Origin of the sequence: Paenibacillus sp. DMB5, assembly GCF_001517085.1 — a bacterium.
Taxonomy (GTDB): Bacteria; Bacillota; Bacilli; order Paenibacillales; family Paenibacillaceae; genus Paenibacillus_AQ.
Window position 1 is genome coordinate 1 of record NZ_LRAC01000016.1, and the last position, 21,894, is coordinate 21,894.

General features: G+C 50.5%; 19 protein-coding genes and 3 pseudogenes. 13 read left to right on the forward strand and 9 right to left on the reverse strand.

Annotated features, from left to right (window positions below):
- Positions 1-259 precede the first annotated feature (259 nt).
- Positions 260-1,087: a carbonic anhydrase family protein gene (locus AWJ19_RS03820; RefSeq protein ID WP_068721713.1), complete on the reverse strand. Its 828-nt coding sequence runs from the start codon at positions 1,085-1,087 to the stop codon at positions 260-262.
- Positions 1,088-1,347: 260 nt separating this feature from the next.
- Entirely contained in the window at positions 1,348-2,304 is a 957-nt protein-coding gene (locus AWJ19_RS03825; protein WP_068721715.1) for a winged helix-turn-helix transcriptional regulator, read from the reverse strand.
- A gap of 460 nt (positions 2,305-2,764) precedes the next feature.
- On the opposite strand from AWJ19_RS03825, the gene AWJ19_RS03830 reads away from it, so the two are divergent.
- The 6 genes and pseudogenes from AWJ19_RS03830 to AWJ19_RS03855 all read left to right on the forward strand — a co-directional run bounded on the left by AWJ19_RS03830 (position 2,765) and on the right by AWJ19_RS03855 (position 9,900).
- The gene (locus tag AWJ19_RS03830; RefSeq protein ID WP_068721717.1) at positions 2,765-4,162 is read left to right on the forward strand and encodes a sugar ABC transporter substrate-binding protein; all 1,398 of its coding nucleotides are present in this window, start codon (positions 2,765-2,767) and stop codon (positions 4,160-4,162) included.
- A gap of 103 nt (positions 4,163-4,265) precedes the next feature.
- Positions 4,266-5,156, forward strand: coding sequence for a sugar ABC transporter permease (locus AWJ19_RS03835; RefSeq protein ID WP_068721719.1), 891 nt, complete (start codon positions 4,266-4,268; stop codon positions 5,154-5,156).
- Positions 5,157-5,174: 18 nt separating this feature from the next.
- Positions 5,175-6,017, forward strand: coding sequence for a carbohydrate ABC transporter permease (locus AWJ19_RS03840; RefSeq protein ID WP_068721721.1), 843 nt, complete (start codon positions 5,175-5,177; stop codon positions 6,015-6,017).
- Positions 6,017-7,396, forward strand: coding sequence for an arabinan endo-1,5-alpha-L-arabinosidase (locus tag AWJ19_RS03845; protein ID WP_068721723.1), 1,380 nt, complete (start codon positions 6,017-6,019; stop codon positions 7,394-7,396). The genes AWJ19_RS03840 and AWJ19_RS03845 overlap by 1 nt, the downstream gene beginning before the upstream one ends.
- Positions 7,397-7,433: 37 nt before the next feature.
- Positions 7,434-8,909, forward strand: coding sequence for an alpha-N-arabinofuranosidase (locus AWJ19_RS03850; RefSeq protein ID WP_068721725.1), 1,476 nt, complete (start codon positions 7,434-7,436; stop codon positions 8,907-8,909).
- A 33-nt stretch (positions 8,910-8,942) separates the two neighbouring features.
- Positions 8,943-9,900: pseudogene (locus tag AWJ19_RS03855) on the forward strand (family 43 glycosylhydrolase).
- 337 nt (positions 9,901-10,237) lie between these two features.
- Here AWJ19_RS03855 and AWJ19_RS03860 read toward each other — a convergent pair.
- From AWJ19_RS03860 to AWJ19_RS03870, 3 genes and pseudogenes are all read right to left on the reverse strand, one after another.
- Positions 10,238-10,552 carry a multidrug efflux SMR transporter gene (locus AWJ19_RS03860; RefSeq protein WP_068721726.1) on the reverse strand — a complete coding sequence of 105 codons (315 nt, stop codon included), beginning with the start codon at positions 10,550-10,552 and terminating at the stop codon, positions 10,238-10,240.
- A 2-nt stretch (positions 10,553-10,554) separates the two neighbouring features.
- Positions 10,555-10,892, reverse strand: a pseudogene (locus tag AWJ19_RS03865) (SMR family transporter).
- A gap of 13 nt (positions 10,893-10,905) precedes the next feature.
- The gene (locus AWJ19_RS03870) at positions 10,906-11,487 is read right to left on the reverse strand and encodes a TetR/AcrR family transcriptional regulator (protein WP_068721727.1); all 582 of its coding nucleotides are present in this window, start codon (positions 11,485-11,487) and stop codon (positions 10,906-10,908) included.
- 259 nt (positions 11,488-11,746) lie between these two features.
- Here AWJ19_RS03870 and AWJ19_RS03875 point away from each other — a divergent pair, with 259 nt between their 5' ends.
- Positions 11,747-12,157 (forward strand): GNAT family N-acetyltransferase, encoded by a 411-nt coding sequence (locus AWJ19_RS03875; protein WP_068721728.1) that lies wholly within the window; start codon positions 11,747-11,749, stop codon positions 12,155-12,157.
- Between the two features lie 73 nt (positions 12,158-12,230).
- Here AWJ19_RS03875 and AWJ19_RS03880 read toward each other — a convergent pair whose 3' ends face one another.
- A complete protein-coding gene (locus AWJ19_RS03880; RefSeq protein ID WP_068721729.1) occupies positions 12,231-13,085 on the reverse strand; it encodes an AraC family transcriptional regulator in 855 nt (284 codons plus the stop codon).
- Positions 13,086-13,276: 191 nt separating this feature from the next.
- Positions 13,277-13,807, reverse strand: a complete 531-nt coding sequence (locus AWJ19_RS03885; protein WP_082707684.1) for a hypothetical protein — start codon at positions 13,805-13,807, stop codon at positions 13,277-13,279.
- A 494-nt stretch (positions 13,808-14,301) separates the two neighbouring features.
- Here AWJ19_RS03885 and AWJ19_RS03890 point away from each other — a divergent pair, with 494 nt between their 5' ends.
- Positions 14,302-14,883 (forward strand): hypothetical protein, encoded by a 582-nt coding sequence (locus AWJ19_RS03890; RefSeq protein WP_068721730.1) that lies wholly within the window; start codon positions 14,302-14,304, stop codon positions 14,881-14,883.
- Positions 14,884-14,988: 105 nt separating this feature from the next.
- On the opposite strand, the gene AWJ19_RS03895 is transcribed toward AWJ19_RS03890, so the two are convergent.
- Positions 14,989-15,732 (reverse strand): YqcI/YcgG family protein, encoded by a 744-nt coding sequence (locus AWJ19_RS03895; protein WP_068721731.1) that lies wholly within the window; start codon positions 15,730-15,732, stop codon positions 14,989-14,991.
- Between the two features lie 268 nt (positions 15,733-16,000).
- A complete protein-coding gene (locus tag AWJ19_RS03900) occupies positions 16,001-16,975 on the reverse strand; it encodes an aldo/keto reductase family protein (protein WP_068721732.1) in 975 nt (324 codons plus the stop codon).
- Positions 16,976-17,214: 239 nt separating this feature from the next.
- Here AWJ19_RS03900 and AWJ19_RS03905 point away from each other — a divergent pair.
- The 5 genes and pseudogenes from AWJ19_RS03905 to AWJ19_RS03920 all read left to right on the forward strand — a co-directional run.
- Positions 17,215-17,682 (forward strand): annotated as a pseudogene (locus AWJ19_RS03905) (GDSL-type esterase/lipase family protein); the annotation flags it as partial.
- A gap of 270 nt (positions 17,683-17,952) precedes the next feature.
- Entirely contained in the window at positions 17,953-18,726 is a 774-nt protein-coding gene (locus AWJ19_RS36210; protein ID WP_241781588.1) for a hypothetical protein, read from the forward strand.
- Positions 18,723-19,721, forward strand: coding sequence for a sensor histidine kinase (locus AWJ19_RS36215; protein WP_241781589.1), 999 nt, complete (start codon positions 18,723-18,725; stop codon positions 19,719-19,721). The genes AWJ19_RS36210 and AWJ19_RS36215 overlap by 4 nt, the downstream gene beginning before the upstream one ends.
- Positions 19,718-20,518, forward strand: coding sequence for a response regulator (locus tag AWJ19_RS03915; RefSeq protein WP_068721734.1), 801 nt, complete (start codon positions 19,718-19,720; stop codon positions 20,516-20,518). Before AWJ19_RS36215 ends, AWJ19_RS03915 begins: the two co-directional genes overlap by 4 nt.
- Positions 20,518-21,855 carry an extracellular solute-binding protein gene (locus tag AWJ19_RS03920; RefSeq protein WP_068721736.1) on the forward strand — a complete coding sequence of 446 codons (1,338 nt, stop codon included), beginning with the start codon at positions 20,518-20,520 and terminating at the stop codon, positions 21,853-21,855. Before AWJ19_RS03915 ends, AWJ19_RS03920 begins: the two co-directional genes overlap by 1 nt.
- The last annotated feature ends 39 nt before the right edge of the window (positions 21,856-21,894 follow it).

Below are 21,894 nucleotides of genomic sequence, written 5' to 3' on the forward strand. Positions count from 1 at the left end.
TCAGAGCAAAATGAACCAAATCAAAGGCAAAAATGCCCTTGATTTCGGCTATCGGAGCAAAATGAGTGAAATCAAAGGCAAAAATGCCCTTGATTTCGGCTATCGGAGCAAAATGAGTGAAATCAAAGGAAGGCAAAAATGCCCTTGAAACCGGCTATCTGCCGGTGTATATCCGCGTATACCCGGCCTCCCTATGTAACCGCCCAAAAAGGCTATCCCACCAACCGCGGGGATAGCCTTTCTGGCATTGCATTAATCCTTATTCATCGCTGCCGATCTCCCGGCTGCCCAGTGGTTGAACAGGACGGTTATCATGCGGGAAAATCGCCGCGAATTTGCCGATCTGTTCCCCGGACCAGGTAACCGGGTTCTCCAGGACGATCCACTGGACGCCTTCGGTACATGGCGGTGTAGTGAGCGAGCCCTGGTAGCGGAAGGAGTGAAGATCGGCGGGCAGCAGCCCGGCCGGATCGAAAGGCCCGTCAACCACAGTTTCCTGTTCACTTTCTTCGGCCGGAAGCACGGACCAGAGCTTGTTCAGCACGGTATTTTCGCTGCCGGTTTGAATCATTACTCCCAGTACAGCGAGTGCGCCGTCTTCACTTTTATGCACCAGATGAAGCTCCATCTCCGCATGCTTGCCGTCAACCACATGTTCGCTGGGCAGATGGAAGTGGAATTGCTGCAATATGTAAGTCTTGCCCTCGATAGTAAGCTTATTGTCCTGATTGTTAAGGTTCACCTGGATGGTATGACCATTGTTGAGGATGGACACCGGTGAAGGGGAATACTCAACTTTAAGAGGGGAGAGGCTCTCATCTTCCTTTACTTTGTCATGAAGAATATTAACCGGCGACTGGGCCTTACCGGTACTGCAGGTTGTGAAGAGCTGATCCAGCTCCGCCCAGTGCTCAGGGGATGTATCTCCTTCGTAAGACCAGTGTGTCTGGTGCGCGGCGGCCGGGACGGAGGCTTCTTGTGTGGCTTCTGCGCCATGATTAAGATTGCTGTTATTTCCACAGCCGGCCATTACAGTCAGGACTGCGGCGGGGAATAGCAGGCGTAATCCCCATTTGTTGATTTGCATACGTCATCCTTCTCTCTATTATTTGGAACATTATTATTTATATTGTAAATAATGGATCGATCTATATCCAGTGAACAAAGACTCAGCTGCCTAGTGGTTCCAATTATCCATTTAAATCCATAATGGTCTGGAACAATATATGTAAAGGGGGGAGTTTGGACCTGTAAAAGTAAAAAGCCCCTCCGCATCCATAACGGAAGCGAAAGGGCAGAGGATTGAAATCATGTTGTCTTGACCGCTCTTGATTTTCGGAGAGCAAACTATTCGGTAGAGGAAACAGGAATGCGCCGGTTCACTTCCTCCACCTCATGCACATTGTAGAGCACGCGGGCCAACAGATCCTGGCTGTAGTTGCCGAAATGCTTGCCGTAGATGGTGAGTCCCCGTTTGTTGACCGGCTTGTCGGTAACGGCGATACGGAAGGTCAGCTCGCTTTTGTAATCGAGCTTGATATCGTCCAGTGTAATGTCAGAGATGCGGCAGCCGTCAATGAAGCTTCCTTCATTATTGATCCGGATCAGCTTCAGCATTCCGTATTGGTTGAGGTGCGGCGGCCACCAGTCCGGGTTGAATGTTCCGCGCTGGTCGCCGAAGTCGCCGGGACTGGTCCAGTAGCCGATCTCAATACCATTAAGGTAAAAATACAGATCGGAAGGGTAGTTGTCACTGAAGCCCGGAGCCTCTGAACCGATCTCCATCGAGAACTGGATTTCCCGGAAGGTCTGGTTGGCCTTCAGATAGTTCGGAATACGGTACTCCAGGAAGCCTTCGGCCATCCAGATAATCTCGGAATCAATCCGCTGGGGATCGGCGAAATAACGCGGCTCGTCGAAGTCGCCGATAATACTGTCTTTGGTGGCAAGTCCGCAGGTAGGAACCGCCTGATAGTTACTGTAGTGGCCGACCTGGATCTCCACCTCATACAGATTGTCTACATCCTTGCTGCGCAGATCTACCATCAGCTTATCCTTGTTCAGATAACAGACCTTCTGGATACCGTGCTTGCCGACGGAGGTATTAATTTCAATAAGGCCGCTTTCCTCGAGCTTCTTGATGTGCATTGTGATGGCGCCGTTGCTCAGATTCAGCTTCTTGGCGATTTCATTCAGGTTAAGGGCCTGATTGCCGGCGAGCAGCTCCAGAATCTGAATCCGGATTTCAGAGCTCAGCGCTTTGAAAATTTCGATGCCACTCATTAGATCTTTGATATATATCATCTCAAACCTTCTTCCGCAGACGTCATTAATGACTATTTTATAAAATTATAAACTAATTGAGGTGAAAAGGAAAGCTTTCTTCCTTTATTTGTGCATTATCATTAAATTTAAGCTAAATTCTGTATAAATAAGCCTTTTGTTTTAGATTTATCCGAAATTTGAATAGCGTTTTGTGCTGAAAATGCACGTATTTTTTCAGAGAAAGCTCGAAAATGGTTTTTGTTTTGAATAAGTTTAAATAGTTTTATATTTTTATGTTTACAACAAACCTTATATATGTTATTTTATATCTGTAAGCGAATACATTCAAATGTTTTTTAACTGATTAAGAAAAATATGAAATGGATCGGTCACAAAAAGGTAGCTTGAACTATAAACAACCGCAAACGGTTACTTTAGTTCTTTCTATATAAGCATCATAAGCTTCGCAATTGTTCACAACACTCTAGGAGGGGTTTCAGTGTTAAAGAAAAAGGGCTGGTTTACACTGCTGTCGTTAGTTTTGCTGGTATCGGTTGTACTGGCGGGCTGCGGCGGGAACAACAATGCATCGTCCGGCAATAATGCGGGAAGCAACACAGGAAATAGCGGGGGAAGCAGCAATTCGCAGGAAACCAAGAATCTGACGTTTATGTTCAGAGGCGGCACAGATGAGCAGAAGGCTTATGAAGGCGTTGTCAAGCAATTCGAAGCGGACCACCCGAACGTGAAGGTTAAGATCGTAGTTACTGCAGCCGACCAATATGCAACCAAACTGAAAGCCTCTATTACCGGCAACAGCGTACCGGATGTTTTCTATTTTGAATCCGGTGACCTCAAAGCTTATGTTAACAGCGGCGTTCTGCTGGATCTGACCAGCTACATTGAAGGCAATTCTAACATTAATTTAGAAAATATCTGGAAATATGGCGTGGACCTGTACCGTTATGACGGCACAATGGCCGGTCAGGGCAACATTTACGGTATGCCTAAAGACGTTGGTCCTTTTGCACTCGGCTACAACAAAACGATGTTCGAAGCAGCCGGCATTCCGCTGCCTGACAAGGACAAGCCTTACACCTGGGATGAGTTCATCAAGGTTGCCCAGCAGCTGACCATCGACAAGGACGGAGACGGCAAGCTTGACCAGTTCGGTGCAGGCTTTAACGTGAACTGGGCTTTGCAAGCGTTTGTATGGAGTAATGGCGCAGACTGGATTGATGCAACCAAAACCAAAGTTACCATTGATGATCCGAAATTTGCGGAAGCGCTTCAGTTCTTTGCCGACATGCAGAACAAATACGGTATCACACCATCCACCGAGCAGGCGCAGACACTGGATACCTACCAGCGCTGGATGAAGGGCGAAATGGCCTTCTTCCCTGTAGGTCCATGGGATATGAGCACATATGAAACACTGCCTTTCGACTATGATCTGATTCCTTACCCTGCCGGTTCCACTGGCAAATCCGCTACATGGACAGGCTCCCTGGGTATCGGCGCATCCGCCAAAACCAAGCATCCGGAAGAAGCAGTTGAGCTGATTAACTATCTGACAGCTTCGAAGGAAGGCATGGACGCACTGGTTAAGGCCAAAGTACAGATTCCTAACCTGATCGACATGGCTAAAGAATGGGCAGCGGACACTACAACCAAACCAGCGAACAAAGAAGAGTTCCTGCAGGTTGTTGAAGAGTACGGAAGAGTATTGCCAGGCCACTATACTTACAATGCTGAATGGTACAACCTGTTCTTCACTGATATCCAGCCTGTCCTGGACGGAAAAATTACGGCTGCAGAGTATGTGAAAGAGGAACAGCCTAAGATGCAGAAGCTGCTGGATAAGGCGATTGAGCAGGAAGAGAAATCCAAGAAATAATTCCCGGTAAACCTTCTTTACCCCAGAAAAAAGTGATGTCGGCCCTTAAAGTAGCACCGGCCGGCATCATTTTTATCTGATATCCGAATTTGAGGTGATTGCCATGAATCAAAAGTCTAACCTCTACCGGAAGGAGAAAATCTACGGATTTCTGTTCATTCTTCCTCCGCTGCTGGGGCTTCTGATCTTTACCCTGTATCCGATGATTTATTCCATCTACGGCTCGTTTACGGATTGGGACGGCCTCGGCCAGATGAACCTGATCGGTTTAAGCAATTTCAAGGATTTGTGGACGGATGAGCTGTTCCATAAAGCGCTGTTCAACACCCTCTTTATGATGCTCGGCATTCCAATCGGGATTGTGCTGGCCCTGCTGCTGGCGCTGGGACTTAACCGCGGTGTACCCGGTACAACCGCTTTCCGCGTCATCTACTATGTTCCGGTAATCTCATCACTGGCTGCGGTATCCATTATGTGGAACTGGGCTTACAACGGGGACTACGGTCTGGTTAATCAGTTCCTTGACCTGTTCGGCATAACGGGACCCAACTGGATGGCCAACAAGTATACGGTCAAACCCGCACTGATCATTATGGCGGTCTGGAAAGGTGTCGGCTATACGATGCTGCTGTATTTGGCGGCTCTGCAAAGTGTATCGAGATCCTACTATGAAGCCGCTGAGCTTGACGGAGCGAATAGCTTCAAGGCCTTCTGGCATATTACCTGGCCGATGGTGCGCCCGGTTACCTTCTTTATCATCGTTACCAATATTATCGGAGGATCGCAAATCTTTACCGAGATGAACATTATGACCCCTACAGGCGGACCGGAATATGCTTCGGCTTCAGTCGTGTTCTATATCTGGCAAAAAGCCTTCGGCAACTTCCAGATGGGTTATGCTTCCGCCATGGCGGTTGTTCTGGGCGCGTTTATATTTGTCGTGACTCTTATCCAATTCAGAATGAACGAGAAGCAGTCGTTCGATGTTGATTGATATGAGAGGGAGGAGCGAATAAATATGAAGAGCAGAAGAAGAATTACCAATACCCTTATTTTTATTTTGCTGTTAATCGGTGCAGTATTCATGATCGGCCCGCTGCTCTGGATGCTGTCCACCTCACTGAAGGACAAGCAGGACGTCTTTGCCTTGCCGCCGGTCTGGATTCCAAACCCGGTTCATTTCGGAAAATATAAAGAGATTTGGGAAGCCGGCCCGCTGCTGAGCGGGATCAAGAACAGCGTAATTATCGCTGTTTCAGTAACCGTAGTAGGGACGTTTACCTCGTCGCTGGCAGCCTTTTCTTTTGCCAAGCTTAAATTCCCGGCCAAAAATAAAATCTTCCTGCTGATGCTCTCATCGCTGATGATTCCGTATCCGGCCGTCATGATCCCGCAGTTCTTCATGTTCTCCAAGCTGGGCTGGGTGGATACCCTGCTTCCGCTGATTGTTCCCGGCCTGTTCGGCAACATTGTCATGATCTTCTTCCTGCGGCAGTATCTCAGCAGTGTGCCTAATGCCATTATTGAAGCCGCCAAAATCGACGGCAGCTCCTATTTCCGGCTGTACAGCTCCATCACCTTCCCGCTGATCAAGCCTGCGGTGGCCGCTCAGCTGATCCTGTGGTTTATGGGGATCTGGAATGATTATCTGTCGCCGATCATTTACCTGAATTCACCGGAGAAGCAGACGCTGCAGCTGGTCATTGCCAACTTTAATGCGACCTATGCCATCCAGACGGATTATCCGCTGATTATGGCTGCTTCCATTATCGCGCTGCTGCCGATGCTGATTATCTTCCTGGTGTTCCAGAAGCAGATTATCGAATCTGTAGCCATCTCGGGGGTTAAAGGCTGATGGGCACGCCGGTTCATCGTAACAGTGCGGACGGCGGCATTCTTTTCCCGGATTCCCCGGGTGAACAGAAGCTCTATGATACTTCCATTCTGGACACGGAGTCTGCGTGGGGGGCACATAATGCCCATGATCCGGGTATCATCAAAACGCCGGACGGCTACTATATCTTTTCTACAGATGTAAGAGTAGGGGGTGAGCCGGTCCCCGGTGTGATGGTACGCAAATCGGCAGACCTGATTCATTGGGAGTGGGTGCACTATGCGCTGCCGGGTATTCCGGAGATTGCAGCTGAGTGGGCCCGCGCGACCAATCTGTGGGCGCCGGACGTTGTCCTGCATAACGGGAAATACCGGATGTATTATTCCGCTTCCTCCTTTGGCAGCCGCCAGTCGCTGATCGGGCTGCAGACGGCAGATTCCATTGAGGGCCCGTGGACAGATGAAGGTGCAGTAATCAAGACGCGTGAAGAGGATCATCTGAATGCCATTGATGCCAATGTAGTGTATGATGCGGAAGGCCGGATGTGGATGGTGTACGGCTCGTTTTTTGGCGGGATCCATATTGTGGAGCTGGATAAGGAGTCCGGCAAACCGCTTGAGGAGGGCTTCGGCCGGCTGCTGGCTGTCCGCGACAAGACTACAGAGGACGGTGCGGTGGAAGGCCCTTATATTGTCTATAATGAACAGTTCAAAAAGTATTACCTGTTCGTCTCATATGATTCGCTTTTTGAAGATTACAACGTGCGGGTGGCGCGCGCAGATTCCATAACCGGACCGTATACGGATGTACACGGCCGGGATATGAAGGATAGCTCGTACCTGCCGCAGCATGAGGTAGGCGTCAAAATCCTCGGCGGATACCGGTTCGGTGACGATGCCGGCTGGATTGCTCCGGGGCATAACTCGGTGTTAAACGACAACGGAACCTATTATATGGTGCACCATGCGCGCGGCGGAGAGAACAAGCATTGGCCTTATCTGCATATCCGCAAAATCCTCTGGACGGAAGACGGCTGGCCGGTTGTTTCACCGGAACGTTATGCGGGAGAGACGGAGCAGGATATTCCTGCCGGACTTATCCCGGGGCTATGGGAGCGGCTGGTGCATGATCCGTCTTTTGACGGACAGGAAAGTTCTCAGCTGCTTACGCTGCAGGAGAGCGGGGACATGATGGGCGAGCACGGAATAGGCACATGGTCCTTTGACGGCCGGCGGACATTGACGCTGAGCTGGAACAATCTTTCAGAGGACGAAGGGCGGGAAGAGAAGGTGCAGCTGCTGCCGGCCTGGGACTGGGAGAAAGACAAACCGGCTCTGGTCTTTACAGGGCTGAATGACAACGGGATCGCTATCTGGGGTAAACAAGCTTCCGAAGCCTAAACAGACAACAGGGAGCAGAAGGATGGAGGAGAGAACGATGACCAAAGCCGTACTAAATGCGGATATCGCAAAAAGCAAGATCAGCCGTCACATTTACGGGCATTTCGCCGAGCATCTGGGCAGATGTATCTATGAAGGCTTATGGGTTGGCGAAGATTCGCCGGTTCCGAACACGGATGGCATCCGTAATGATGTCGTGGCTGCGCTGAAGCAGCTGGACATTCCGGTGCTGCGCTGGCCGGGAGGCTGCTTCGCCGATGAATATCACTGGAAAGACGGGATTGGCCCGAAGGAAGGCCGCAAACGGATGGTTAATACCCACTGGGGCGGTGTCGTGGAGAATAACCACTTTGGCACGCATGAATTTTTCCGCCTGTGCGAGCTGCTGGAATGTGAGCCTTACATTTGCGGCAATGTGGGCAGCGGTACGGTTCAGGAGATGTCGGAATGGGTCGAGTATATGACCTTTGACGGTGAATCCCCGATGGCTGCCTGGCGGCAGGAGAACGGGCAGGAGAAGCCGTGGGCGCTGAAATATTTTGGCGTCGGCAATGAGAACTGGGGCTGCGGAGGCAACATGCGCCCTGAATATTATGCGGATCTCTACCGGCGTTATCAGACCTATGTCCGGAATTACGGTGATAACCGGCTGTACAAGATTGCCGGAGGAGCCAATGTCGATGACTACAACTGGACGGAGGTTGTGATGCGGGAAGCGGGCGGTATGATGGACGGCCTCAGCCTGCATTCCTACACCATCCCCGGCAGCTGGGAAGAGAAGCGTCCGGCGCTCGGCTTTGATGAAGCCGAGTGGATCGAGACGATGCAGAAATCCCTTCGTATGGACGAGCTCATTACCCGTCACACAGCGATCATGGACAAATATGATCCGCAGAAGCGGGTAGGATTAATCATAGATGAATGGGGCACCTGGTTCCTGAACGAGCCGGGAACGAATCCCGGCTTCCTCTACCAGCAGAATACCCTCAGAGATGCGCTGGTTGCCGGCATCCACCTGAATATTTTTCATCATCACAGCGACCGGGTGCATATGGCGAATATTGCCCAGATGGTCAATGTGCTGCAGGCACTGATTCTAACCGAAGGCGACAAGCTGCTGCTTACTCCTACTTACCATGTATTCCGGATGTATAAGGTGCATCAGGATAACGAGCTGCTGGAGGTTGCTTTTGACAGCCCGTTGTATACCCATGGCGGAGTAACTGTTCCGCAGCTAAGCATCTCTGCATCCCGCGACGGAGAGGGCAGTATTTATGTATCCATCTGTAATCTGAGTCATGAAGCAGACGCCGGCCTGAGTCTCGACATTAGAGGCGCGCTGGTAAGCACAGTAACAGGCGAGATCCTGACTCATGCGGAGCTTGGTGCTCATAACACGTTCGAAGCGCCGGAAACGATAGCACCTTCAGCCTATGAAGGCGCTTTGCTGGCCGACGGCATCCTGAGCTGCACGCTCCCGCCGGCATCGGTCACTGTACTTACACTTAAATAGATCCAGCATAAATGGACCAAAGGAGAAACTGATATGAGCACTGGCAAAGAGTATACCAACCCGCTTGTGGAGCAGCGAGCTGATCCCTGGGTATATAAGCATACAGACGGATTTTACTACTTTACCGCTTCCGTACCGGAATATGACCGGATTGAGGTGCGCAGAGCCGCAGCAATTGAAGACCTCGCCGAAGCCGTTCCTGTTGTAGCCTGGCGCAAATATGATACCGGGCCGCTCAGCGCCAACATCTGGGCGCCGGAAATCCATTATCTGCAGGGTAAATGGTATATCTATTTTGCTGCCGCGCGTACTACCGAAACAAAGGATGGACTGTTCGACCACCGGATGTATGTGCTGGAGAACGAATCGCCGAATCCGCTGGAAGGCAGCTGGGTGGAGAAGGGCCAGATCAAGACGGCCTGGGAATCCTTTGCCCTGGATGCGACAACCTTCCAGCATAAAGGGGTTCTCTATTATGTATGGGCCCAGAAGGATCCGGAAATCCCGGGGAACTCTAATCTGTATATCTCGGAAATGAGCAATCCGTGGACCCTGACCGGGAAGCAGACGATGATTGCCCAGCCGGAATACGATTGGGAAAAAATCGGCTTCAGCGTGAATGAAGGTGCGGCGGTGCTGAAACGCGGCGGCAAAATCTTCATGAGCTTCTCGGCCAGTGCCACCGACTACAACTACTGCATGGGGCTGCTTACTGCAGATGAGGACAGCGATCTGCTGGACGCCGCCTCGTGGAGTAAGCATCCGGAGCCGGTGTTCAAGACCAGCGAAGAGAACGGCCAGTTCGGTCCGGGTCATAACAGCTTCACCGTTAATGAGAACGGGGAGGATGTGCTGATCTACCACGCGCGCAGCTATAAGGAGATCACAGGCGATCCGCTGTATGATCCGAACCGTCACACCCGCGCCAAGGTGCTGGGCTGGAAGCAGACGCACACCTGATTTCGGCGTGCCGCTGCCGGATAACAAGTAGCAGGCCTTAGCCGGCCGGTGTAGTGAAAGGGCAAAAATGCCCTTGAATTCAGCCGATGCGGCTAAATTGGCGGAATGAAGGGCAAAAATGCCCTTGAATCCGGCCGACGCGGCCAAATTGGCGAAATGAAGGGCAAAAATGCCCTTGAATTCAGCCGATGCGGCTAAATTAGCGAAATGAAGGGCAAAAATGCCCTTGAATTCAGCCGATGCGGCCAAATTAGCGAAATGAAGGGCAAAAATGCCCTTGAATAGAAACAGCGGCAGTTAGGACAACACTTTTCGTCCATAAACTGCCGCTGTTTTTACATACACAGGTACACAACTGCCTGCCGGCGTTACGAAATCAGCTTCAGCCCCACTGCGGCAGCCAGCACCATCCCGATGAACAGAACACGGCGCCACTCTTTGGATTCCCCGAAGAAGAACATGCCGACCAGCGCACCGCCAACCGTACCGATTCCAGTCCAGATGGCATAAGCCGTACCCATAGGCAGGTCTCTCATAGCGAGACTAAGACAGGCGAAGCTCAGCACAATGCCGGTGATAAAGATGAGGTAAGCCATTTTGTTGCGGTCCCGTTTAATCCGGTTCATGCCGAGCACGCCTACAACCTCAAACATACCGGCGAACATTAATGTTAACCACGCCATCGTTATGCCGCCTCCTTTGTTTTGCCTGAGCCGCCGTATAGCTTAAGTCCGAGCACACCCGCCAGCAGTAACGCAATCAGCAGAAGCTTGACCGGTTTAACCGGCTCATCGAACAGAATCATTTCAGCCAGCACAGTGCCGGCTGTTCCGAGTCCGGTAAAGACGGCATATACCGTACCAACCGGTAACTTAACCGATGCGGTAATAATCAAATAGAACGAAATAACAAGCGCAACCACAGTTGTCCCCATGTAACGATGTCGTCGGCATGCTTGAATCCGATCACCCACACGACTTCGAATAATGCTCCGATAAAAATGTAAATCCAGCTGCGGTTCATCTGTAATCCTCCTCTAGTTGTTTCTAATCCCGCGCCAATAGACGAGCCATGATGCATCAAGCCGCACCGCAGCACTTTCCATGTTGCCGTACAGCAGCTCGACGAACATTCCGTCCAGCACCGCAATGAATGCGGCTGAAGCTACCTCTGCAGTGATTTCCGGATGAATAGTCCCGCATTCTGCAGCAGATTCGAAATGGGATTGCAGCAGCAGGGTGATCCGGTCAAGATGCTGATTGCTGTATTCCACCACTTCTTCGCGCAAATGATCCGGGGGAAAAAAGGCCATCCGCAGAAAGAAGCGGGTGTCGTCCTCCTGCTCATAACGCCTGCTGTAGCTATGCAAAAAGCCGTACAGCATCTTTTCCAGCGGTAAAGCATCGCTCTGCTCCAAGTAGCCCTCAATAAATCGCATTTCCCGCTCGGCTGCATCGCGGAACACCGTCAGGAACAACTCATCCTTGCCTTTAAAGTGGTTGTAAATCGACTGCTTCTTGATCCCCACCTCTGCAGATATATCGGCCAGCGAGGCCCCTTCATACCCGTTTTTGGCAAAATGGGCCAGCGCAATTTCCCTGATTTTATTGGATGTCATTAGCTCAATCCTCCCTTACGAACGTTCGTCAGTCTATTTAAACATAGGTCTGCCGGGAATGCAAATATTTTTAATTTAAACCAAAAAGATAACCGATGTGCTTCCACTCCTAGTAAATTATGCTCCTCAACTAATAGAATAATTCTGGGGATAACAGGAGGATCATTACGTAAGCTGTGTGATCATAAGGGAGGCATGATTGAAGCGGGAGAGAGCCGGGTATCCCGGTTCATGACGTAAATGTTAAGGAGGAATAAAAGTGGAGGTAACCTACAGAACAAACAAAGCAATAGAAACCGAGAAAATAATAAAATTGTACAATGACGCAGAGTGGTCCGCATATACAAATGATCCGTCCCTGTTGCAGCAGGCCTTGTTACAATCCCTGATGGTCATCTCTGCCTGGGATGAAGCTGAATTAGTCGGTTTAATCCGGGTGGTAGGGGATGGGTTAACGATCATTTACATACAAGATATTCTTGTTCTGAAGGCTTACCGGAACCGGGGAATTGCCACTCAGCTCATGCAGCGTATTTTGGAGGAGTACGCAGTTGTCCGTCAAAAAGTGCTTTTAACCGATGATCCACCGGATGTCAGAGGTTTGTACGAAAAGAACGGGTTTGTTTCCTGTGATCAAGGCACGCTCGTGGCTTTTGCAAAACTGACCTGATTCAACTTAGTTTGCTCAACCAGAGAGCCGGCCTGCTTATCGCCTATGGCTCTCTTTCAATTGTCCAAAGCGCCTACTCATAAAACAACAGCCGCTTGGCGTATGCATTACGGAACTCGGTGGGCGTGAGACCGACGATTTTTTTGAACGATTTCATGAAATTGTGGCAGTCCTTATAGCCGAGCTGGAGCGAAACCTCGCTGATATTCTGATTGGTGTCGGTGAGGAGAAACTTGGCAAGCTCCATCTTCTGCTGCAGGATGTACTGCTTGAGCGGGATGCCGGAAATTTTGGTGAAAAGATGAGACAGGTATTTTTCGTTATAGCCAAAATAGGCGGCGATTTGCGTGACCTTGATATGCTCGCTGCGGCTCCATTTGATGTAGTCCACAATATCGTTGTATAGCTGCTCCTGCTTGGTCTTTCTGACCGGGTTAAGCTCACTCTTGAATACCTGATTGTACAGCTCGCACAAAATGACCGTGGTCATATAGTTGTTGAGCGTCTTCTGGTTGTAGGCCCTGACGGAATCCTGCAGCTGCTTCATCATGACGATGATTTTCTCCAGGCTTTTTACAGTGCCGTATTGCGGGAGCAGCAGCCGGTTATCTGTTGTATCCGCTATATGGCCCGTACTGTCTGTTACGCTGATACCGCAGGACGTCTTGAAGTGAAGCCAGTAAAAGCTGCAGCCGGAGGCTTTGTAGCCGTACTGCCTGGTGTAGGGTGGGAGCAGCAGATACTCGCCTTTGGAAAGGGTATAACGGGTATCGTCACCCGCCAGATAGAGTACGCCCTCCGTCATTACGATCAGCTCATAATCCTGCAAAATCCGGCTCAGATGAATCCAGTCGCTGGAGGGGGAGAGAAATTTTCCTGTCATCTCCAAATTAACTGGCACATCCACGTTCAGCTCAAAAGCATCCATGCACAGATCTCCTTTATCTAACGTTAACACACTTGTTACTCCTAGTATTAGGGAAAGAACAGTGGAAGTAAAGTGCTTCCTTAGGGGAAAAGATAACCTTTTTACACCTGTTCCGTCAAAAAAAGACTATCCTTGAAGTAGATAACTCTACTGCAGGATAGCCTCTGTATTTTGCTTGCGCAGTTGTGTGATTATGGGGTGTACTGCTGGACAATGGAAGTGATGACGCCGTTCTCGATGCTGAGGTGATACGGCGATCCGCTAAGGTCGAACACATCCGTCTTGGCAAATTCCTGAGTGAACTTCTGGAGTGTAATGCTCTCGTTCCAGTTGATGTCCAGATCTTCAATGTTGCCGGTGTGGTCAAAGATTTGCATCGTTACCGCCGCATTGGCGGCAACCGGATAAATACTCAGCGTCTCACTGTCATTCACGATATAGTAGCCGTCCAGCGCCCCGCCGATCTCTGCAGCTGCTTCCGGCTCCCGCTGTGCAAAGATGCGGTCTGCCTCAGCGCCCTCATACCACTCAATCGGGTCTGCTGTCAGCTTCAGACTGCCGTCTGCATTCTTTTGCAGTCCGTGGATATATACTGTCAGGTGCTCTGTCTGAGCGCCGCTCTGCGCTTCTGCTTTCGTACCTGCCGTGCTTGCCGTCGTAATGAGGGAAAGGAACAGCAGAACCAGCACAGGCAGTAAAACTTTCGATTTGTTGATTAACATCTCATTGTTTCCCCCTTGGCAAAATGTGATCCGGTACATACTCTTACTTTACCCGCCGCTCTATTGTTCAAACGGGGGATGTACCATTATTAACGTTCATTCTCCGGAAATGTTGCAATTATTTTTGGCGAAAGGGCCGGTGCTGCGATATTCTGTCCGCAGCTTATTAGAATATTCAAAATAGAGCAGTGTGGTGCTTGATAAATGGGCGATATTATGTGGAAAAATTGTGAAGTGGAGGGCACGACTAACCTAAGTCCGTCGTTAGGGCTGGCAACGTTGATTCAGAACGAACTGGACATAAACTGTCTTTGACGAAGGTAACTGCGACAGTCTGGACATTGTGATTGAGGCTGTAGGAAGCAGACATCACGGCTATTAGTTTTTAAAATCATAGAGTGTATATTGAGAAGATAGAAACCTCTAGTTATTATTAAATTAAGGAATTATCTACATATTCTCTAAAACCTATCATATTCTGAGGAGCAACCCGTATGAGCGAATTTAGTCAAAGCTATCATTTGTTGAGTAGCAAAGAAAAAGCAGTTGAACTCATCAATCTTGCAGGTGAACAGGGTTTTGTGTTTGAAGATAACAATCAATGGACTACGTTTGTCATATTGGGAGATGAATTTAGACCATCAGACTCAATTGTTGAATCCAATAAAGAATTGCTTGTTCATTATGTATACGCTGAGGACCATGGCTGGAGTCTGTCCATTTTCAAGCAGTCTACTCTTATTTTTAAATTTGACTGTTCGTGGGACGAAACCAATATCGAGGATTTTGATTTCGATGAAGAGGAGTTAATTGAGATGTTTGGTGATGGGGAAGTAAGTGCTCCTTCCGATGAAATTTTCGACCTGGATGTTATCAGAATACTAGTTGAAGAGGCTGGTAATGATCCATCTGACTTGGAAGTGCTATTTACGAAAGATCCCGAAGTCATCTTTGCTATGGAAAGTTCATGTGCTTATCAAATCGCTGAGAAGCTTGGTATTCTCAATTATGCCTGGATTTCTGCTGATTCTATTGATATGGATGATGTCCTCTACAAAAATGTAATTAAAGTTTAATGTTCAGCAGGAAGCTTTTGGCGTTCAATCACCGCAAGCAATGTGCTGTCTTGGAGAACAGCACATTGCTTATTTAATGTAATCTATTACCTCTGTTGGAATAGTCTAGCTTTTTTTCATATGAAGGTGGGCAAAAGGACATTTTCCCGCTGCAGGTAAATCATCATCACTTAGAAAATATTGCTTCCATTCAAAGTTGTCCTCACTGCCGTAGAAATTTAAATCCGGATGAACTCCGGTCTCATCATATTCAGTAATTCGTTCTCTGATTTTTTTCTTGATTTGAGCTGCAGCTACAGCATTTTTATTGAATTGAGTCAAAACCCAGCGGGGAGTAATGGCGAAGATAAAGTAAGGGAAGTGTCGACTCTGCCTTCGTTTGTGTGCAGGTGTAGCACAATACATAAAATACTGTTCATTACCAAAGCAATATTCCCAGACATTATGGTCCGGATCGAGTGGAATATGTTCGGGCCATGGCTGCCCGTCACGAGCGCTGACCTGGCTGAGCACTTTCCAGAATAATGCTTGATATTCTTTTACTTGATATTCTACCGTAAGGTCTTCGGGAGTTTCAAAGAAAACGATAAGTGAAGTATATTTCCCAATATCTTTTGATTGTTCACCATATGCGCTAAGACTGTAAGCAAGCTCTTCGGGAGCCTGTTCTTTCCTTGGATCACTAAGAAATATATAGCGGAAATGATTCAATTTATAGCCAATTGTTGCTGGAATGCAGGGGAATTTATGCTCAGAATCCGACATTTTCTCGGAAAATAGACGGTAGGCTTCTTCTTTCCATCCACCAAGAGACGAATGCTCCATATGTTCATTATCATACAACAGCATGTATCTAGACCTCCTTATGGTGTTACTGTATTAAAGGAGGCCGCAATGTGTGTATTAGTCTATAGGTTATTTAAGATATTTTGGCGATGTTTGAAATATCATTTTGTGTTAACATTTCTGGAACTGTCGTATGATCAACTTAGCTATTAACCTTCGCTCTCGGGACGCTCCGCCCCGGCCAACGCCAAACAAGCAGAGCAGCGGTTCCCGCAGGACCGCTGCTCTGCTGTGTGTATCCGGCCGTTGCTGAATCGGCCGGCCAAACCCCTTACCTCGCCGGTGCGAAACCCGCCACCTGGCTCAGAATGCGGTCGATCGTCTCCAGCGTGTCCGGCTGGAGGACGATGTCCACGGCCTGCGCGTTCTCCTGAACCTGCGCAGGCTTGCTTGCGCCGATCAGCGCGGAGCTGACGCCCGGCTGGCGGAGCACCCAGGCCAGCGCGAGCTGCGACAGCTTCACGCCAAGGCCGGCTGCGACTTCATCGAGCTGGGCGACTACGCCCAGCACATCGTCGCGCAGGTAGCTGCGGATGACGCCGTTAACCGAGTCATCGGCGCCGCGGGTGCCTGCCGGGGCCTGCTGGCCCGGCTTGTATTTGCCGGTCAGGATGCCCTGGGCCAGCGGGGAGAAGACGACCTGTCCCAGCCCGGCTTCCCGGGAAGCCTCCAGTACTTCCTGTTCGATGTAACGCTCGAACATGTTGTAGATCGGCTGGTTGGAGGCCAGCGGGCGCAGGTTCAGCCGGCGGCTGATGCCGCTGGCCGCAGCGATCTGCGCCGCGCTCCATTCGCTGACGGCGGCGTAGAGGATTTTGCCCTGGGCGGTCAGATCATCCAGCGCCCGCAGCGTTTCTTCCACCGGTGTGTCCTGATCGAAACGGTGGCAGAAATAGACGTCAATGTAATCGGTGCCGAGACGGCGCAGGCTGGCTTCGCACTGCTCCATAATGTGCTTGCGCGACAGGCCGCGGTCATTCACGCCGTCGCCCATCGGGAAGAATACTTTGGTGCTCAGCACATAATCAGAGCGTTTATATGGCCGGAGAGCTGCACCGATTGCTTTTTCCCCTTCACCTCGGTTATAGGCATTGGCAGTGTCAAAGAAATTGATACCGCATTCAAAAGCGGCGGCCACACACTCATCGGCAGCCTTCTGTTCGGCTGCAGTCCCGTAAGTCAGCCAGCTGCCAAGCCCAATCTCGCTTACCTTCAGTCCGGTATTGCCAAGTCGTCTGTATTTCATATTGTTCCATTCCTTTCTGCACGGTAGGTAGTAGTTTCGAAACAATCAAGTTAATACTATCATAACTTTATATGGTATCGGGATACAGAGTTGCTATAATGGGAGAGAATCCGTGCTGTTCAGCCGGAAATATGTGCAAATGGTGAAAATGACCCATTACATTTTAATCGGAGTGTGAGAATTCAAGTCCCTCCCTTTTTCCGGAGCCAACAAAGTCATTCTGTTTCAGGGGGATTCCATATGCGCGCTGGAATGAGGATGCGATCTACCTGAAACCGGATGTGCTCAGCATTCTGATCGGGGTCAATGATATCTGGAGATCGCTGAAGAACGAGCCGGGCGGGGTTACCGACCGTTATGAACGCGCTTACCGTCATGTGCTGGAGGAGACGCGGGAGGTGCTGCCGCAAACCAGGCTCGTCCTGTGCGAGCCGTTTATTCTGAATACAGGCGCACCGGCGGAGGACTGGCCGCGGTGGCATCAGCAGATTACCCGGTACCAGCAGATTGTGCGCGGGCTTGCTCACCAGTACGATGCGGTATTTGTTCCGCTGCAGGAGATGTTTGAGACTGCCGCACAGCGCGTGAACAACGCCTACTGGCTGTGGGACGGTGTGCATCCGACGACGGCCGGCCATGATCTGATTGCACGGCAGTGGCTGAGCGTTGTGGGGAAGAGCGGTATTTTGCACAACGGACATTCATAACAACGGATATTCATAACGCCCGGCCGTGCTGCCGCAGATAATCAAATTTCACAGAAGAGCCTCGAATCTGGCTTCGCAGAATTCGGGGCTCTTCTAACCATGCCGCCGCCGGTCAGGACAATGTTATCTCAGAAAAAAATCCCACTAATATGAGGGGTTCCCGGTCGTCCGCAGGCGTGATAATATAATGCAGTCAGGGTTGATTGAAAGCCCTTACTTTATTTCAGGCCGCCATGGTATGGCCTTGTGACAAGGGGAGGAAGAGGCCGCGTGCGGTGGCTGCAATCAAGATTAAAGTTCAATACGCTGAGGAATCAGATGCTGCTCGGCTTTCTTGCCGTTATGCTCCTGATCCTCACTTTCGTCGGCTATCTCACGTTTCGATCGGTTTCGACGCTGCTCAAAAACAACGCCGAAAAACATATTCAGCAAACCGCGGTTCAGGCTAACGGCCGTCTGGAAGGCATTCTGGAGCAGATCAATTCCCTGACCACACTGGTATCCACCAATGAGTATATCCAGCAGCTGCTGCTGCGGGATTTGGAGGGGCAGCCGCCAACCTTTGCGGAACGGCAGGCCTTGCCGCCCATTATCAACCTGGTCCAGTTATACACGGACGATATCAAATCTGTTGAGCTGTACAACAAAGACGGAACGAGGCTGTATCCGCTCGACGGCAGCAGCCTGAAAGGGAAGGTGCCCGGGAATCTGATTGAGCAGGCGACTCAAAAGGAGGGGAGCCTTGTCTGGTATGGGATTGATCCGCTTGACCCTACCTCGCTGCTGGCGGTCCGGCAGATCAGTCTGATCGACCGGTATTTCACAACAGGCGGATATTTGCTTATCCGCTCAGACCGCAGCAAGTTTGCGCTGGAAGACTCCTTATCCGGGGAGGGGGAGAAAGAGACGATACTGCTCCTGGCTTCCGACGGCGGCTCATCACTTCAAACGATGATACCATCTCACAGGAAGCAGCCGCCCTGCTTGCCGGGAGGTCGGGAGATCAGACAGCAACAATCGGCAACCGTTCCTTTGTCGTTGTGAAACAGCGGTCTGCCGTAACCGGATGGACGCTGCTTATCCTGACACCGGTTAACGTTATTACTCAAGGGATTTCGGTGCTGCGGACCACAATTGTTGTATCGGCTGTTATCGGCACTGTACTGTTTACTGTGCTTTCTTTTTTCCTGTCCACGCTCATAACCCGTCCTGTGTTCAAGCTGATCAAAGCGATGAGAAGCACCCGGCTCGGCATACTGAGAACCACCGAGAAGGCATCATCTACTATGGAAATTCAGGAGCTGAACTATTCCTATAACAAAATGGTGGATAACATCAATGAGCTGATCCAGCTCGTTTATGAGAAGGAGCTGTCCCGGAGCCACACGGAGCTGAAAGCGCTTCAGGCCCAGATCAATCCGCACTTTTTGTTCAATACACTGGATGTGCTGTACTGGTCGCTGCTGGATAAGGATGAAGACGAGCTCGCAGGGTATGTTGTGGCCATGTCCGATTTATTCCGCTATACCATTACCGGTCAGAGTGAAGAGGGCTGGGTGAGGCTACGGGATGAACTGGAGCATATAGGTAAGTACCTGTACATCATGAAGGTGCGGTTCGAGGACCGCCTGGAATGGGAAATCGAGGCTTCTCCCGAAGCACAGGATGCCGAGCTGCCCCGGCTGCTGCTGCAGCCGCTGGTGGAGAATGCTGTCCTGCATGGCGTGGAGAGCAGGATTGAGCCCGGCAGGGTCAAGCTGACGGCTGCACGCGAGGGGGAGCGGATTGTTATTACAGTAGAGGATGACGGCATCGGCATGGATGAGGAGAAGCTGTCCTCCCTAATGGAAGAGCTGGACAGCGGCAGGGTAACTTCTTCCAAGGCATCCGGGGTCGGAATTGCCAATGTCCAGAAACGGCTTCAGCTCTTTTTCCCGGGTACGGGGGAACAGGCTGGAGTTATGCGCATCGACAGCCGGAAGGGCCAAGGCACCACCATCAGCATCGAAATACCTGTCCAAGGAGGAACAATGCCATGAGGAGCCGAACGATTCTTATCGTTGATGATGAACCGAAATCAAGGGAAGGCCTAAAGAAGATGCTGGGGGTGTGGTCTGCCGGCCAATTTGAGGTGCTCACCGCAAGCAATGGAGTGGACGCGCTGCAGATTCTTGAGCAGATTCCGGTTGAGCTGATGATAACCGATATCCGTATGCCGGAGATCACCGGTCTTGCCCTGATCAGCCAATTGCGGGAAAGAGGAATCCACTCCCAGCCATCCGTTATTCTTATTTCCGGTTACGCCCAGTTCGAGTATGCCCAGCAGGCGATTCATTTGTCTGTAGTGGACTATCTCCTGAAGCCTGTCAGCCGGGACAAGCTGGTGGAATCGGTAGAGAAGGCACTGAAGGCAGGCGAGGAACGGGAGCATGTCCGCTTCATGCAGAAGATGGCCGACCCGCAGCTGCTGGCAGTCAGGAATGAGGAAGCCGCATTAAGCGATCCTGTCCGCCAAGCCATTCAATTCGTTGATACCCATATAGAAGAAGCCATAAGCCTGCAGGAGGTCGCCGGTCATGTTCATCTGAACGGCAGCTATTTCAGTGCGCTTTTCAAAGAGCAGTGCCAGATCAATTTCAGCGAATATGTCGCCCGCAGAAAACTGCAGAAGGCGAAGGAGCTGCTGCTCAAAACCAACCTGCCGATAGCGGAAATTGCCAGCCGTACAGGCTATCAGGCTGTAAAGTATTTCAATAAGCTGTTTAAGGAGCACGAAGGGATGAGTCCGGGGCAGTACCGGTCCATGAGGAACGAGACGAAAGCGGAAGTCCGTTAATGTTGAGAATTCGCCAGGAGGGGATACCCACGAAAAAAATCGGATTATATTGTGCCCTGCTCCTGGCCCTGCTGCTGACAGCGGCTGGCTGCGACGGTAACGACAGGAACAAGGGGAACAGCGCCAAGGGCGGCAGTGAAAAAATCACCCTCAAAATGATGCATTCATGGCCGGACAGCAGTAATTCAGCGCAGAACAAAATGGTAAAGGATATTATCCGCGAGTTTGAAACAGCCAATCCGAACATAACCGTTAAGACGGAGGCGCTGGAGACCGAGCAGTACAAAAGCAAGCTTACTGTGCTTGCCGCGTCCAATGATCTGCCGGACATCGGGTTTACCTGGGCGGCCGGGTCCATGGACCCTTATGTTAAGGGCAACAAGTTTGCGGCGCTGGACGATCTTTTACAGACGGAGCTGAACGGCAAGTTCGTAGCCGGCACGACGGAAGCCTATTCCTTTGACGGGAAAACGTATGCTCTTCCGGTGGAACTGAACATTGTTCCGGTCTATTATAACAAAGAAATATTTGCAAAATACAGCCTGCGGACTCCCCGGACGCTGGATGAGCTGAAGACGGTTATCCGCATTTTGGATTATAACGGAGTTACTCCGGTTACCCTCGGCGGCAAGGAAGGCTGGCCGTCCTCCTTCTGGTATATGTATCTGGCTGACCGGATCGGCGGGCCTGATCTGCTGGATAAAGCTGTAGCGGATCAGGATTTCACGGACCCGTCGCTGCTGGAAGCCGCAAGAGCGGTACAGGAGCTGGTTAACCTGGGCGCCTTCGTAAAAGGCTATAACGGATTATCCAATGATGAAGCCAAAGTCCAGTTTCTGAACGGGGGAGCGGCTATGTTCGCTACAGGGACCTGGGAGCTTCCGGACTATACGACTACTGCAGGCATCCCGCAGGAGTTCAAGGACAACATTGGATACTTCAAATTTCCGGCCATAGCTGGCGGTAAAGGAAGTGTAGATGACTGGGTCGGCGGACCGGGGACCGGGTTATTTGTATCCCGCAATTCCGCACATCCTGTAGAGGCGAAGCGTTTTGTCAGCTTTTTTATTGAAAAATGGGGCGAGCATTCGGTTGTCGACGCGGGTGTTATCCCCGCAACCAAAGTGGATACGGCATCGATCAGGCTGCCTAGACTTTTTATTGACCTGCTGGATGAACTGGGTAAAGCCCGTAAAGTAACGCTGTATCTGGATACACAAATGAAGCCGGGTGCATCCGGTATTCACATTAACCAGGTCCAGGCCCTGTTCGGTAAAGCGGTAACGCCGGAGGAATTCATCAGGAAGCAGGATGAGGCGCTTAAAGCAGACAAGTAGCGAAACGAATAGTACGATAATGAAGACATCAGGGAAGTT